At 72.5% G+C, this 15557-nt stretch carries 11 protein-coding genes; 4 read left to right on the forward strand and 7 right to left on the reverse strand.

Annotation, left to right across the window (positions count from 1 at the left end):
• The first annotated feature begins 18 nt into the window (after nucleotides 1-18).
• Together O7603_RS13405 and O7603_RS13410 are read left to right on the forward strand one after the other, a co-directional pair.
• Complete coding sequence (locus O7603_RS13405) at nucleotides 19-1302, forward strand: MFS transporter (RefSeq protein ID WP_281576034.1); 1284 nt, start codon at nucleotides 19-21, stop codon at nucleotides 1300-1302.
• Between the two features lie 50 nt (nucleotides 1303-1352).
• Nucleotides 1353-1913 (forward strand): dihydrofolate reductase family protein, encoded by a 561-nt coding sequence (locus tag O7603_RS13410; RefSeq protein ID WP_281576035.1) that lies wholly within the window; start codon nucleotides 1353-1355, stop codon nucleotides 1911-1913.
• Between the two features lie 124 nt (nucleotides 1914-2037).
• Here the strand turns inward: O7603_RS13410 and O7603_RS13415 are convergent, their stop codons facing one another.
• The 4 genes from O7603_RS13415 to nrdR all read right to left on the reverse strand — a co-directional run bounded on the left by O7603_RS13415 (nucleotide 2038) and on the right by nrdR (nucleotide 8299).
• Nucleotides 2038-3603 carry an alpha/beta hydrolase gene (locus O7603_RS13415; protein WP_281576036.1) on the reverse strand — a complete coding sequence of 522 codons (1566 nt, stop codon included), beginning with the start codon at nucleotides 3601-3603 and terminating at the stop codon, nucleotides 2038-2040.
• Nucleotides 3604-3785: 182 nt separating this feature from the next.
• On the reverse strand, nucleotides 3786-4721 hold the full coding sequence (locus O7603_RS13420; protein ID WP_281576037.1) for a DUF2332 domain-containing protein: 936 nt from the start codon (nucleotides 4719-4721) through the stop codon (nucleotides 3786-3788).
• A gap of 149 nt (nucleotides 4722-4870) precedes the next feature.
• Nucleotides 4871-7762, reverse strand: a complete 2892-nt coding sequence (locus O7603_RS13425) for a vitamin B12-dependent ribonucleotide reductase (protein WP_281576038.1) — start codon at nucleotides 7760-7762, stop codon at nucleotides 4871-4873.
• Between the two features lie 36 nt (nucleotides 7763-7798).
• Nucleotides 7799-8299, reverse strand: a complete 501-nt coding sequence (gene nrdR / locus O7603_RS13430) for a transcriptional regulator NrdR (RefSeq protein WP_281576039.1) — start codon at nucleotides 8297-8299, stop codon at nucleotides 7799-7801.
• Nucleotides 8300-8915: 616 nt separating this feature from the next.
• On the opposite strand from nrdR, the gene lexA reads away from it, so the two are divergent.
• Nucleotides 8916-9701, forward strand: a complete 786-nt coding sequence (gene lexA / locus O7603_RS13435; RefSeq protein ID WP_281576040.1) for a transcriptional repressor LexA — start codon at nucleotides 8916-8918, stop codon at nucleotides 9699-9701.
• Between the two features lie 49 nt (nucleotides 9702-9750).
• Here lexA and O7603_RS13440 read toward each other — a convergent pair whose 3' ends face one another.
• Entirely contained in the window at nucleotides 9751-11454 is a 1704-nt protein-coding gene (locus tag O7603_RS13440) for a hypothetical protein (RefSeq protein WP_281576041.1), read from the reverse strand.
• Nucleotides 11455-11503: 49 nt separating this feature from the next.
• Nucleotides 11504-12952, reverse strand: coding sequence for a GTPase HflX (gene hflX, locus O7603_RS13445; RefSeq protein ID WP_281576042.1), 1449 nt, complete (start codon nucleotides 12950-12952; stop codon nucleotides 11504-11506).
• A 175-nt stretch (nucleotides 12953-13127) separates the two neighbouring features.
• Between hflX and O7603_RS13450 the strand changes: the two genes are divergently transcribed.
• Complete coding sequence (locus O7603_RS13450; protein ID WP_281576043.1) at nucleotides 13128-14594, forward strand: NAD-dependent malic enzyme; 1467 nt, start codon at nucleotides 13128-13130, stop codon at nucleotides 14592-14594.
• A gap of 113 nt (nucleotides 14595-14707) precedes the next feature.
• Here the strand turns inward: O7603_RS13450 and dapF are convergent, their stop codons facing one another.
• Nucleotides 14708-15553, reverse strand: a complete 846-nt coding sequence (dapF, locus tag O7603_RS13455; RefSeq protein ID WP_281576044.1) for a diaminopimelate epimerase — start codon at nucleotides 15551-15553, stop codon at nucleotides 14708-14710.
• Nucleotides 15554-15557: the final 4 nt, after the last annotated feature.

The following is a 15557-nucleotide window of genomic DNA, read 5'->3' on the forward strand; positions in this document are numbered from 1 at the left end:
GCACAGACAGGCCAGCACGTGAGCCAGCACGTCGCCGCTCCCCCGGCAGCCGCGCCCGCCCGACCTCCGTCGCTGCTGCGGAGCCGGAACTTCCTGCTGCTGTGGAGCGGCCAGACGGTGAGCGAGCTGGGCACCCGGATCGCGAGCGTGGCCGTCCCACTGCTGGCCGCCGACACCCTGCATGCCAGCGTCTTCCAGGTCTCGCTGCTCACGTTCCTGGCCTGGCTGCCGTATCTGCTCGTCTCGCTGCCGGCGGGCATCATCGCGGACCGGGTGGACCAGCGCCGCCTGATGATCGCGTGCGACCTGGGTCGGGCCGCGCTGATGCTGTCGCTGCCGGTGGCCGCGCTGGTTGGGCAGCTCACGCTCGGCTACCTGTACGCGGTGGTCGGGCTCTCCGGGGTGCTCACCGTGCTCTTCACCGTGGCGTACAAGAGCATGCTGCCGCGGCTCGTCCCGGCGGCGCGGTTGGTCGACGGCAACGCCAAGCTCACCATGAGCCAGGACGCCGCCGAGCTGGTCGGCCCGACGGTCAGCGGCGTGCTCATCGGGCTGGTCGGCGCGACCCGCACGTTCCTCAGCAACGGCCTGGCCTTCCTGCTCAGCGCGGTGACGCTGCTGCTGATCCGGGAGACGCCCCGGGCCGGGCCGGCACCCCGGGAGCGGGTGCCGCTGCGGGTGGAGATGACCGACGGGCTGCGCTTCATCCGCCGGCAGCCGATCCTGGTCAGCATCCTGGCCTGCACGACGACGTCGAACTTCTTCGTGATGGCGGCCGGCTCGATCGAGGTCACCTTCATGCTGCGCGAGTTGCACGCCTCGTCGGTGCAGGTCGGCCTGGTCTTCTCGGTCAGCGCGGTCGGCGGGCTGGTCGTCGGCGCACTGGCCGGGCGGCTGTCGGCCTGGATCGGCTCGGCCCGGGTGATCTGGGTGGCGATGACCGTGCCCGGCCCGTTCTACCTGCTGATGCCGCTGGCCCGACCCGGCTGGGGGGTGCTGCTCTACGGCGTCGGACTGGCGGCCTTCTCCGCCAACGCGGTGCTGTTCAACGTGGCCGCGATGACGTACCGGCAACGCATCACCCCGGCGGCGATCCTCGGCCGGGTCAACGCGGCGTTCCTCTGGATCTGCTTCGGGGTGATCCCGCTCGGCGCACTGGTCGGCGGCACGCTCGGCACGGCGCTGGGCCTGCGCCCGGCGCTCTGGATCTGCGTGCTCGGGACCTGGAGCGCCTGCCTGTTCCTGCTCTTCTCGCCGCTGCGGACCATGAAGGACATGCCGGAACCGGCGGTTTCGTCATAGGGTCCGGGCAGGCTGACCGGGACGACGCACGACGCGAAGGAGCACCCGGGATGAGGAAGATCGTCGTACACATGAGCGTGTCGTTGGACGGCTACTTCGAGGGTCCGGGCGGCGACATCAGCTGGCACCGGGTCGACGAGGAGCTGCATCAGCACTTCAACGACGAGCTCCGCACGATGGGCGGCTTCCTGAACGGGCGGGTTACCTACGAGCTGATGGCCGCGTTCTGGCCGACGGCGGACCAGGACCCGACCAGCAGCGCGCCGATGAAGGAGTTCGCCGGCATCTGGCGCGACATGCCGAAGATCGTCTACTCGCGCACGTTGGAGAAGGCCGACTGGAACGCCACCGTCGTCCACGAGGTGGAGCCCGACGAGGTGCGCCGGCTCAAGGCCGAGCCGGGCGGCGACCTGGCGCTCGGCGGGGGCGACCTGCTCGCCACCTTCGCCCGGCACGACCTGGTCGACGAATACCGGACCTACGTGCACCCGGTGCTGATCGGCCACGGCCGGCCGCTGTTCCCCTCCCGCGACGCACGCACCGACCTGCGGCTGGTCGAGGGCCGTGTCTTCGGCAACGGCGTCGTCCTGCTCCGCCACCAGCGCGCCTGACCGTCCGGCCGCGCCCCGCTGCGACTGCGTCTGTCGCCGGCCCGGCCGCGACGGCGCGCGGCCGCCGGACGGCCGGCGGCGGTGCGGCGGCCGTGCGGCGTCGCCCCGGCCGCCGGTGTGCTGGTCAGATGCCGGCGCCGCTGGTCTCGGCCCGCACCCGGGCCAGGAGGTCGGTGAACGGGCCGGGCCGCTCGAACAGCGACCGGTGCCCGGCGCCGTCGAGCACCACCCGCTCCTTGCGGGGCGCCTCGAGCAGGTCGTACCACTCCCGCAGCAGCGCGAGCCGGCCCGGCACCTCGTGGGCGCCGTCGACCAGCCACACGGGCACCTGGAGCTGGCGCACCTGGCGGCGGAGGTCCACGTCCTGCACCGTCGGGTAGAGCGCGTCGAAGCCGTCGAGCGGCCCGACCAGCGCGTGCACCTTCTCCAGCAGCCCGTACTCCGGGACGTCGACAATTCCCGACGTCCCGGCGCCGGGCCGGTCGTAGTCGAACGCGCCGGCCTCGTTGGCGAGCAGCGGCTCGTAGTCGTACATCCGGTCGTACGGTGGCGGACCCAGCGCGGTGAGCCGGTCCGCCAGGTCGGCCCGGCCGGTGCGGCGGGCCCAGGCGATCGTGTCGGCGTGCTGGCGGCGGTCGGCCTCGCGCAGGTCCACCGCCTGGCCCACCCCCACGTACGCCCGGAACAGCTCGGGACGCCGCTGCACGGCGGTGACCCCGACCAGCGAACCGCCGGAGTGCGCCACCAGGTAGACCTTCTCCTGCCGGAAGCGGGCGCGCAGGTGCTCGACCACGGCAAGGACGTCGGCGACCTCGCTGTCGAGCGTGAACGACGACGACGGCGCGAAGGCACCCCACGACTTCGCGGCACCCCGACGGTCCAGGGTGGCCACCACGAACCGCTGCTCCAGCCCGGCCAGGTGCCGGCGCACCGCGCCGACCTCCGAGGAGCCCGGCCCGCCGGGCAGGAAGAGCAGGACCGGTGCCGCCGGGTCCGCGCCGCGCAGCATCAGGCCGAGCGACCGGTCGCCGGTGTCCACACTGGTCAGCTCGGCGATCCCACCGTCGATCCGGTCCGTGCGGGCCGGCAACGCCACCGCCACCGCGGCCAGCAGGACCACCGCGGCCGCCAGGCCGGTCGCGATCCGTCGCAGCCACAACCACGCCGAACGGGATCGGGCGGCTGCCGGTGCGGGGTCAGCGACCGGCTCACCGGCGGCGCCCTGCCTCCCGGCGGTGGCCGCGGCACGATCGGCGACCGCCTCTCCGGCGGCAGCCGGCTCTCCGGCCGCGGCTCGGTCGCCCCGTCGGGCCAGGCCGGCGCCGTAGGCCGCACCGACCAGTAGCGGCAGCAGCGTGAACAGGCCGTGCAGCCCTCGGCCGAGCAGCAGCGCGGCGAAGCCGAAGCCGCTCAGGTGCGGGGCGTCGACCGTCGGCCCGCGCAGCCGGATCCGCACCAGCTCGACCGCCACCGCGAAGAGCACCGGGGCGGCGAGCATGGCCCAGCGCGACCGGGTCAGCCAGCCGGCCGCGAGCCCGACGGCGACGCTGACCACGGCGGACAGGATTGCTTCGACGCCGGTGCCCGGGCCGCGCGGCGTCCACCAGCCGACGACCAGGCCCCAGAGCACCGGAAGCAGAACCGCTGTCGCACGGGCCGGGGTGGGACGGGGGAAGGAGGGCTTGACCATGACACCTCGCCGGGCCGGAGTCGTCGGGCCTCCAGCCTAATGAAGATCGATCTGACCCGCTGTCCCAATTCGATCACTCAGAGGCCACCCACGGCCCCGTCGGAATCGGTCCGGGTCGCCGTCGCCGGCTGCCGGTCGCCAGTCGCCGGCCGCTGGCCGCTGGCCGCTGGCCGCTCGCGAGGTCAGCCGAACCAGACCAACCCCTGCCCGTGCCCGCGGGTCCAGGCGAGCGGCCGCCCGTCCAGCGCAAGCACGTTGTAGAAGGCGTCGCCCGGCGGGTCCGGTAGCCCCTGGTGGGGCAGCACAGCCGGATCCTCGTTGGCGATCCAGTGGCCGGGCAGGTCGCGGACGAGGTCGACGAACGCCTCCCGCCGTGGCGTCGGCACCTGGTACAGCACCGACGTGTGGAAGACCACCAGTGTCGCGTCGGCCGGCGCCCGCGCGGCCAGTGCCGGCAGGTCGTCCACCAGGTCGCCGCGGACGAGCAGCGGCGGGTCGGCGGCGGCGACCGCGGCCGCGGCGCGCAGCCGGGCGCGGCGGTGCGTGTGCTCCGGCCAGATGAGGGCGTCCAGCCACGCGACGTCGGCCGGATCGGTCACGTCCAGTGGGTTGAGGTCCAGGCCGGCCCGCCAGACCACCTCGGGCCGGGCGGCCGGCACGGGCGCGCCGGTGGCCGCGCAGTCGAGGACCGGCTCGCCGGCGCCGACCCGCCGGTCGCCGTAGCGGTAGGCGTACCGGTCGGGGTAGAGGCAGAGCCCGGCGGACGCGCCCACCTCCAGCAGCGCGAGCGGCTGCGGCAGCGCGGCGAGCGCCGGCAGCAGCACCGCGCAGCGCCCCGCCTCGTTGGTCTGGGTCGCCCGGACGCGCATCTCGGCGGCGATCGCCGGCCAGTTCGCCACCGTGAAGTCGTGGAACGCGGCCGCGTCGTCGACCGGGCCGCCCAGCAGCCGGACCACGCCGAACAGCAGGTTCGGCTGCCGCTTGGCCGGTGGCAGCGTGCCGAGCAGGTCGAGCAGGTCACGGTCGCGGGACACCGCGAGCGCCAGGCGCCCGTACGTCGGCGAGAGCCCCCGCACCTCCCGGGCGCCGAACTCGACGTACGCGTCAGCCGTCGTCATCACCCGATGATCCCAGCGACCGCCGTGGACCGGCGGCCCGAAAAGGGTGACGGTCAGCACCCGCCGACCGGCGGCCGGACGACCCTGGAAACGGCGCTGCCCCGGCCTCCGATCGGAGGCCGGGGCAGCGCCCTGTGTCGCTCCCGGTTTCAGCTGCAGCCGCTGGTGGAGCCGCAGCCCTCGCAGACGTAGCAGCTGCCGGCGGGGCGCATCTTCGTGCCGCAGGTGAAGCAGAGCGGCGCGTCGGCGGCCTTGCCGATCACGGCCTCGAGCAGCTCGGTGCTGGAGCCGACCGACGGCGCCGGCTTGGCGGCGGCGACGTCGGCGACCTCCAGCGCGGGCTGGGCGACCGGGCCGGTCTTCGGCTCCTCCGGCTTGGTCTCGACCGGGGCGGAGGCGGCCATCGCGGCGAGGTCCGCGCCGCTCTCCGCCTCCGCCTCGGCCCGCAGCTGGGCGGCCCGCTCGCTGGCGGTGAAGATGCCCAGCTCCGCACGGCGGTCGTACGGCAGGAAGTCCAGCGCCAGGCGACGGAAGATGTAGTCCATCACCGAGGCGGCCATCCGCACGTCCGGGTCGTCGGTCATGCCGGCCGGCTCGAAGCGCATGTTGGTGAACTTGCTGACGTACGTCTCCAGCGGGACGCCGTACTGGAGACCGATGGAGATGGCCACCGAGAAGGCGTCCATCACCCCGGCGAGGGTCGAGCCCTGCTTCGACATCTTGAGGAAGACCTCACCGAGGCCGTCGTCCGGGTAGGACGACGCGGTGAGGTAGCCCTCGGCGCCGCCGACGGAGAAGCTGACCGTCTCCGACGGGCGCTTCTTCGGCAGCCGCTTGCGCACCGGGCGGTACTCGACGACCTTCTCGACCACCTTCTCGACCTCGGCGGCCGGAGCCTCGGTGGCCTTGTTGGACTTGGCCACCGAGAGCGGCTGGCCGACCTTGCAGTTGTCCCGGTAGATCGCCAGCGCCTTGAGGCCGAGCTTCCAGCCCTCGAAGTAGATCTTCTCGACGTCCTCGACGGTGGCCGCCTCCGGCATGTTGACCGTCTTGGAGATGGCGCCGGAGACGAACGGCTGGATGGCCGCCATCATCCGCACGTGACCCATCGGGGCGATCGTCCGCTCGCCCATGGCGCAGTCGAAGACCGCGTAGTGCTCCGGCTTGAGGCCGGGGGCGTCCACCACGTGGCCGTGGTCGGCGATGTGCTCGACGATCGCCTCGACCTGCTCCTCGGGGTAGCCGAGGCTGCGCAGGGCGCGCGGCACGGTCTGGTTGACGATCTGCATCGAGCCGCCGCCGACCAGCTTCTTGAACTTGACCAGCGCCAGATCCGGCTCCACACCGGTCGTGTCGCAGTCCATCATGAAGCCGATGGTGCCGGTCGGCGCGAGGACGCTCGCCTGCGAGTTGCGCCAGCCGTTCTTCTCGCCGACCTTGTTGCCCAGGGTCCACTGCTTCGTGGCCTCCCGCTGGATCGCGGTGGCCACGGTGCCGGCCGGCTTGATCTCGTCGTTGGCCGCGGCGTGCTTGCGCATGACCCGCTTGTGCGGCTCCGCGTTGCGCGCGTAGCCGTCGTAGGGACCGACGACGCCGGCCAGCTCGGCCGAGCGCCGGTAGGCGGTGCCGGTCATCAGCGAGGTGATCGCGGCGGCGACCGAGCGGCCCTGGTCCGAGTCGTACGGCAGGCCGGAGGCCATCAGCAGGGCGCCGAGGTTGGCGTAGCCGATGCCCAGCTGCCGGTAGGCGCGGGACGTCTCACCGATCTTCTCGGTCGGGAAGTCGGCGAAGCAGATCGAGATGTCCATCGCGCTGATGACCAGCTCGACCGACTTGACGAACTTCTCGACCTCGAAGCCGCCGTCGGCGCGGAGGAACTTCATGAGGTTGAGCGAGGCCAGGTTGCACGAGGAGTTGTCTAGGTGCAGGTACTCCGAGCACGGGTTCGACGCGGTGATCCGCCCGGTCTCCGGGCAGGTGTGCCAGTCGTTGATGGTGTCGTCGTACTGCAGGCCGGGGTCGGCGCACTCCCAGGCGGCCTGGGAGATGGTGCGGAACAACTTCTTGGCGTCGATCGTGTTGATCACCGACCCGTCCAGCCGGCCGCGCAGGTCGAAGCTGCCCTCGTTCTCGACCGCCGACATGAACTCGTCGGAGACGCGGACCGAGTTGTTGGCGTTCTGGTACTGGACGCTGACGATGTCGGCGCCGCCCAGGTCCATGTCGAACCCGGCGTCGCGCAGCGCGCGGATCTTGTCCTCCTCGCGCGCCTTGGTGACCACGAACTCCTCGATGTCCGGGTGGTCGACGTCGAGGATGACCATCTTGGCCGCGCGCCGGGTGGCGCCACCGGACTTGATGGTGCCGGCCGAGGCGTCGGCGCCGCGCATGAAGCTCACCGGGCCGGACGCGGTGCCGCCGGAGGAGAGCAGCTCCTTGGAGGAGCGGATCCGGGAGAGGTTCACCCCGGAGCCGGAGCCGCCCTTGAAGATCAGCCCCTCCTCCTTGTACCAGTCGAGGATCGAGTCCATGGAGTCGTCGACGGCGAGGATGAAGCACGCGCTGACCTGCTGCGGCGACGGCGTGCCGACGTTGAACCAGACCGGCGAGTTGAAGCTGAACACCTGGTGCAGCAGCATCCAGGTCAGCTCGTGGGCGAAGACCTCGGCGTCGGCCGGGCCGGCGAAGTAGCCGTACTCCTCACCGGCGGTGCGGTAGGTGGTGACCACCCGGTCGATGAGCTGCTTGAGCGACCACTCCCGCTCCGGGGTCCCCACCGCTCCCCGGAAGTACTTGGTGGTCACGATGTTCGCCGCGTTGACGCTCCAGGCCTCGGGAAACTCCACCCCGCGCTGCTCGAAGTTGATCGAGCCGTCCCGCCAGTTCGTCATCACGACGTCCCGGCGCTCCCAGGTGACCTCGTCGTACGGGTGGACCCCCTCCGTCGTCCAGACCCGCTCGATCTTCAGTCCCGCGCCCGCCTTGCTTCGTGAACGGCTTGTTGTCACGCCGTCGCCCCCCTCGTCTGCGCGGTCACCCACCGCGCGTCCCAATCTCTCGAACAAAACTGCGAAGAATCAGCTGGTGCGGCCGGCGGTCTCGACCGCCTCGGCCCCGCCGTTCTCCCGGGCGCGGGCCGCCGCCCGCAACGTCTCGATCTCGCGCTCGAAGTCGGCGAGCGAGTCGAAGGACCGGTAGACGCTGGCGAATCGCAGGTAGGCGATCTCGTCCAGGTCCCTCAGCGGGCCCAGGATGGCGAGCCCCACCTCGTGGCTGGGGATCTCGGCGGCCCCCTTGGCCCGGATCGTCTCCTCGACGCGCTGAGCCAGCAGCGCGAGCGAATCATCGTCCACCGGCCGGCCCTGGCACGCCTTGCGCACCCCGCCGATGATCTTCGTCCGGCTGAACGGCTCGGTTACCCCGCTGCGCTTGACCACCGCGAGGACGGCCTCCTCCACCGTGGTGAACCGCTTGCCGCACTCCGGGCAGGACCGCCGTCGCCGGATGAGCTGGCCGTCGTCGGCCTCCCGCGAGTCGACCACCCGGGAGTCGGCGTGCCGGCAGTACGGACACCGCATCTCGGACCTCCTCGATCGACCACGGCCGCACCGGGCACCCCGGGCACGGCCGGCCCCGGCGGCGCCATCGCTCGGATGGCCGCCCGCCGTGCGGCTGTGCGGGGGTGCGATCGGTAGTCGGACCCAACCTATAGGCAACTTACGCCCGTGTGACTACTACATCTAGGGGTCGACCGTATGCCGCCAGCGGACCCGGGTCAAGTTGGGCGGCGTGTCCGGCGCGTCACCCACCGCCCCGGTCATTCCGCCCCGACCGACCCGGCGGCGCCACCGTGGCCGACCCGCCGGTGAACCCAACGGGTGGGCCCTCGCGCGGTTACCGGCCGGCCGGCCCCGGTCGGCCGACCGTCCGACGCGCGGGACCGACGGACGGCGAGTGTTCGAACACGCGTGCCAACCGACGTACCATCTATCAGAACGGGCGTACGAGCGAAGTGGTTTTCCGCGCGACACGCCGGTGAGAGGTCGTACAGATGTTTGAAAATGACCGATCTCACCTATACGGTCATGAACAACCGGTCGCGGTGGATCACCACCGCACCGGCAGCGCACCACCGTACCCACCGCACGCACCACGAGCCGCCGAGGCACCCAGCGCCGACCAGGGAGGACGGACGTGACCGAGGACCGGGCCAGCCGGCCGAAGAACCCGCAGCAGATCGCCGAGGCGGGTCCACCGGCCGCTCGGCGCCGGGGCACCGCACGCAGCCGGACGGGCCAGCCCGCCGTGCGCCCGGTCACCCCGGTGGTCAGCGCCTTCCCCGACCCCGCGTCGGTCGACCTGACCGCCCGCCAGCGGCGGATCCTGGAGTTCATCCGCACCTGGGTCGAGCGGCACGGCTACCCGCCGAGCGTCCGCGAGATCGGCGAGGCGGTCGGCCTGGTCTCGCCGTCCAGCGTCGCCTACCAGCTCAAGGAGCTGGAGAAGAAGGGCTTCCTGCGCCGCGACCCCAACCGCCCCCGCGCGGTGGACGTGCGCGCACCGAGCGACCTGGTCGACGACGAGCTGAGCCGCGCCCAGCGCCCCACCCCGGCGTACGTGCCGATGCTGGGCCGGATCGCCGCCGGTGGGCCGATCCTCGCCGAGCAGGCCGTGGAGGACGTCTTCCCGCTGCCCCGCGAGCTGGTCGGTGAGGGCGAGGTCTTCATGCTCCAGGTCAAGGGCGACTCGATGCTCGACGCGGCGATCTGCGACGGCGACTGGGTGGTGGTGCGGCAGCAGCCGACGGCCGAGGTCGGCGACATCGTGGCCGCCATGCTCGACGGCGAGGCGACCGTGAAGACCTACCGCCGCCGGGACGGCCACGTCTGGCTGATGCCGCAGAACCCGGCCTTCGACCCGATTCCCGGCGATGACGCCACCATCATGGGGCGGGTCGTCGCGGTGCTGCGCCGCATCTGACGGATGATGGGTGACCGCCTGCGCGGCGGTCACCACCCGACCAGGAGGTTCAGTAGCGGTCGCCGCGGTGGCCGCGACCGGGATACTGGCCGTAGGGGTCGCCGTCGTCGTCGCGCCGGCGGCCCGGTCGCTGACCGCCGTAGTCCGGCTCCGGTCCGCTGCGCCGTGGCGGCTCTGCTCGGCCGCCGCCGTATCCACCCGCGCCGCCGGGCTGGCCGCCGCCGTAGACCCCGCCGCCGGGCCGTCCACCACCACCCGGCGGACGGCCACCGCCACCGCCACCGCCGTAGACGCCTCCACCGGCCGGACGGCCACCGCCGCCGCCCGCACGACCACCGCCACCGGCCGGACGCGCAGCGCCACCGCCGCCGGCCGGACGGGCACCGCCGCCGCCAGCGGGCCGGGCGCCACCGTAGACGCCACCCGAGCCGCCGGCCGGACGGGCACCGCCGTAGACCCCGCCCCCGGCCGGGGCCGCGCCATTGCGGCCGCCGCCGTAGACGCCACCGGCAGCCGGAGCACCGCCGTAGACCCCGCCGCGGGACCGCCCCGCACCCGGTTGGTCCTCGTCCGTCCGGCCGCCGGGCACGATGTCGTCCCGGTCGCCGTCCGACTGATCATCGGTGGCCGGGTTGCGGCGGGCCCGGAGAATGCCGACGATGCCGGCGCCCACCAGCAGTGCCCCGACCACTCCGACCGCGCCGATCAGGTACGTGATGTCCTTGAGGCTGAGGCTGTCGAACCAGGACCGGCTCGCCGCCGGCTTGGCGGCGGTCTCCGCGCTCACCGGCGCCGCGGTCGCGGTGGAGGGGGTGTAGGCGAGGATGTCGATCGGGTCCTCGGCGCTGAACTGCTGGCCGTCGGAGACGGTGAGGAAGGTCTTGCCGTCCGTCGAGTAGCTGATCGCCTCGCCGAACGGGTCCGTCAACGGGGTCACCCGCGGCTTGCCGGTGGTCAGTGCCGCGACGATGTCGCCACCGGTGACGTCGAACTCGAAGGCGTCGGCGTACGTGCGCAGCACCACCCGGCTGCCGTCGGGCGAGCGGGCGGCCCCGGTGATCGCCACCCGACCGAAGGTGTTGAGCGGGTTCTCCGTCTCGGTCTTGGGCAGCGCGATGTCGCCGACCTTCTCCATCGGCACCGGCTCGGTGTCGCCGTTCTTGAGCTTCGCGGTGGGGCGGTAGATCTGCGCCTTGCCTGAGGTCACCTTCGTGATGATCAGCGGCACGCCGTCATCCCCGAGGAGAAGAGCCTCGGCGTCGTGCGGCTTGTTCTCGGGATACGAGAGGCGGTGGAGCACCGGCTTGCTGGCGCCGGTGAGGGGCATGGTCCAGACCGCCACCCGTGACCGCCGCTGCTTGGCGGTGACGTTGTCGCCGATGTCGGCGATCCAGAGCGTCTTCTTGTCCTTGGACAGCGCCAGGTCCTCGGTGTCGTACGGGCCGTCGCCGCTGTAGGAGACCGGAGTCTTTGAGATCTTGCACTTGGTGTCGAGGAAGAAGACCCGCTTACGCGCGTCGGTCTCGGTGCTGTCGTTGATCACGACGTAGCCGGTCGCCGTCGCCACCAGACCGGAGAGCTCACGGAGCCGCTCGTCGGTGACGGAGCACCGCTTCTTGCCCGGCACGGGCTCGGGGGCGGCGGCCTGAGCGGGGGCGGCCGGGGCCGGAGCCGCAACGGCGGCTCCGCTGAACGCCACGGTCGCCCCCAGCAGTCCGAGGGCGACCGTGACCGAGGAAACAGCGCGGCGCATTCCGCCAGTGTCGCATGCCGCAGGTTTCGACCGGGTGACGCCGGGACGCTCACGCCCCGGCGGCAACCGCCTGCCCCACCGCGTACGGGGCCAGCTCGGCGGCGATCGCCTCGCTCACCCGCACGTGCAGCAGGGTGCCCTCGGGCAGGTGCGCCGTGCTGAGCACCTCGCCCTGCCGGTGCACCCGGGCCACCAGGTCGCCCCGGTCGTACGGCAGGACCGCCCGGACCTCCACGGCCGGCTGCGGCAGCCGCGACTCGACGGTGGCCCGCAGCTCGTCGATCCCGCGCCCCGAGTGCGCCGAGGCGAAAATCGCCTCCGGCCAGAGCCGCTTCAACCGCAGCAGCGTCTCCTCGTCGGCGGCGTCGATCTTGTTGACCACCAGCAGCTCGGGCAGCTTGTCGGCGCCCACCTCGGCGAGCACCTCGCGCACTGCCCGGACCTGCTCCTCCGGATCCGGGTGGGTGCCGTCTACGACGTGCACCACCAGGTCGGCCTCGGCCACCTCCTCCAGCGTCGAGCGGAACGCCTCGACGATCTGGTGCGGCAGGTGCCGGACGAACCCGACCGTGTCCGAGAGGGTGTAGAGCCGGCCGTCGGCCGCCGTGGCCCGACGGGTGGTCGGGTCGAGGGTGGCGAAGAGCGCGTTCTCGACCAGCACGCCCGCGCCGGTCAGCCGGTTGAGCAGGCTGGACTTGCCGGCGTTGGTGTAGCCGGCGATGGCCACCGCGGGCACCGCGTTGCGGGAACGACGGGCGCGCTTGGTCTGGCGTACCGTCGTCATGCCCTTGATCTCGCGGCGCAGCCGCGCGATGCGGTGCCGGATCCGGCGCCGGTCGGTCTCGAGCTTGGTCTCACCGGGACCACGCAGGCCCACGCCACCACCCGCGCCACCGCCGCGGCCGCTACCACCGGTCTGGCGGGAGAGCGTCTCACCCCAACCACGCAGGCGGGGCAGGAGGTATTCGAGCTGGGCCAGCTCGACCTGGGCCTTACCTTCCTTGCTCTTGGCGTGCTGCGCAAAGATGTCGAGGATCAGCGCGGTCCGGTCGACGACCTTGACCTTGGTGCGCTGCTCCAGGTTGCGCAGCTGCGACGGGGAGAGCTCACCGTCGCAGATCACCGTGTCGGCGCCGGTGGCGAGCACCACAGCGCCCAGGTCGTCGACCTTGCCCCGACCGATGTAGGTGGCCGGGTCGGGCCGGTTGCGCCGCTGGATGAGACCCTCGAGCACCTGCGAACCGGCCGTCTCGGCCAGCGCGGCGAGCTCGGTGAGCGAGTTGTCGGCGTCGCTCTGGCTGCCCTCGGTCCATACGCCGACGAGGACGACGCGCTCCAGCCGGAGCTGGCGGTACTCGACCTCGGTGATGTCGGTGAGCTCGGTGGAGAGGCCGGGGACCCGCCGCAGCGCCTGCCGCTCCGACAGCTCGAACTCGCCGGTCGTGGCGTCGAGCTCCTCATCTTCGAAGGGAATGACGACGGTGTCCTGGTCGCGCAAGCTGATCTCCTGTCCGTTCTGTCACGTACCGAGCAATCCTGACATGTGACAACGCCCGGCGCACCTGTGATATGCCCGGAGGCGTACCCGTCGGTAGCGGGGCCGGATACCGGCCGACCTGCGAGGGCGGGTAGAAATGCCAGTCGAGCCGTTCAGTGCCGACGGAGGGAAACCTGTGGCCATCACCCGACTGCCGAGTGCCGGATTCTCCATCACGATCCGGATCGCCGTACCGGCGGACGCCTCGTCGATCGGACGGCTGACCACCTCCGTCGGTGAGGCCGGCGCGATCGTGACCGCGCTGGACGTGGTCGACTCCGACCCGACCCACGTGCTCGTCGACCTCACCTGCGACACCGCCGACGCCAGCCACGCCGACCAGGTCGTCGAGGCGCTCACCGCGCTCGACGGCGTGGACGTGCGCAAGGTCTCCGACCGGACCTTCCTGCTGCACCTCGGCGGCAAGATCGAGGTCACCCCGAAGGTCGCGCTGCGCACCCGCGACGAGCTGTCCCGGGCGTACACACCGGGGGTCGCCCGGGTCTGCATGGCGATCGCGGAGAACCCGGCGGACGCCCGGCGGCTGACCATCAAGCGGAACACGGTCGCCGTGGTCAGCGACGGCTCGGCGGTGCTGGGCCTGGGCAACCTCGGGCCGGCGGCGTCGCTGCCGGTGATGGAGGGCAAGGCCGCGCTCTTCAAGCGCTTCGGCGGGGTGGACGCCTGGCCGGTGGTGCTCGACACGCAGGACACCGACGAGATCGTCGCCATCGTCAAGGCGATCGCCCCGGCGTACGGCGGGATCAACCTGGAGGACATCGCCGCCCCCCGGTGCTTCGAGATCGAGGCCCGGCTGCGCGAGGCGCTGGACATCCCGGTCTTCCACGACGACCAGCACGGCACCGCGATCTGCGTGCTCGCCGCGCTGACCAACGCGCTGCGGGTGGTGGGCAAGCAGCTCGCGGACGTCCGCGTGGTGGTCTCCGGCGCCGGCGCGGCCGGCACCGCGATCATGAAGCTGCTCCTGCGTCAGGGCGTCGGCGACATCATCGCGTACGACCGGCAGGGCGCCCTGCACCGCGGGCTGACCGGGCTCAACCCGGCCTGGCAGTGGCTGGCCGAGAACACCAACAAGGAGAACTACTCCGGGGACCTGCCCGGGGCGATCATGGACGCGGACGTGTTCATCGGGGTGAGCGCGCCGAACCTGCTCACCGGCGAGGACATCGCCAAGATGGCCAAGGACGCGATCGTGTTCGCGCTGGCCAACCCCGACCCGGAGGTCGACCCGCGGGAGGCGCGCAAGCACGCCGCGGTCGTCGCCACCGGCCGGTCGGACCAGCCCAACCAGATCAACAACGTGCTCGCCTTCCCCGGCGTGTTCCGCGGCATGCTCGACGCGCACGCCGAGGAGTTCACCGAGGAGATGGCGATCGCGGCGGCCCGGGCCATCGCGGACGTGGTCGGCGAGGACAAGATCAACCCTACGGTGATCGTGCCCAGCGTCTTCGACTCCCGGGTCGCCCCCGCGGTGGCCGCCGCCGTACGCGCCGCCGCGCAGAACCCGTCGCCCGTGCCGGCCGCCGACCCCGGCCCGGCCGACCTCCCCGAGATCGCCGCCGAAGCGTCCGCCACCCCCTGACGGCGCCGCTACGCGCAGTCGATCATGCAGTCGTGGCGCCAGCTTCGCCCCGACTCGGGGCCTTGGGGAGGCACCACAACTGCGTGATCGGCGCAGGGGTCCCGGGAAGCGGGTCAGGCGTGCAGGGACTCCGGGGTGATCTGTCCGGTGGCTACCAGGACGGCGGGACCGGCGAGCCAGCAGGAGTCGTCCGTCACCGTGACGGTGAGGCGGCCACCGGGAAGGTCGACCGCGACCACCCCGGTTGCCCGGGCGGCCTCGTGCAGCGCCACTGCGGCCACCGCGCAGGCGCCGGTGCCGCAGGAGAGGGTCTCCGCCGACCCGCGCTCGTACACCCGCATCAACACGTGCCCGTCGGCCCCCTCCACCGGTGTGCCCGGTGCGGTGAACTCGACGTTCACGCCCGCCGGAAAGACCGCCGGATCGACCTGGGGCGCCCGGGTGAGGTCCAGCTCCGGCAGCTCCAGCCCGCCGGGGAGCGGGCAGACCAGGTGGGGGTTGCCCACGTCCACGGCGGTGCCGGTCAGCGTCAGGCCGCCCAGGGTGGCGGTGGAGGCGTCGTACACCCGGGGGCGCCGCATCTCGACGGCGACGGTGTCCCCCTCGACCCGCGCGCGCACGACGCCGGCCCGGGTGGCCACCGGCAGCGCCGCGCCGGTGGGCGTGGCGAGCCCCGTGTCGAGCAGGTAGCGGACGAAGACCCGGGCCCCGTTGCCGCACATCTCGGCGAACGAGCCGTCGGCGTTCCAGTAGTCCATGAACCACTCGGCCTCGCCGGCCAGCGCCGCGCCGTCCGGGTGCTTCGCGGACCGGACCACCCGCAGGACGCCGTCCGCGCCGATCCCCCGGCGCCGGTCGCAGAGCGCGGCGACCAGGCCGGGCGTGAGGTCGAGCGCCCCGTCCGGGTCGGGCAGGATCACGAAGTCGTTGCCGGTGCCGTGCCCCTTGGTGAACTCCACGCCT

The sequence above is a fragment of the Micromonospora sp. WMMD812 genome, from assembly GCF_027497215.1.
Lineage (GTDB): Bacteria > Actinomycetota > Actinomycetes > Mycobacteriales > Micromonosporaceae > Micromonospora.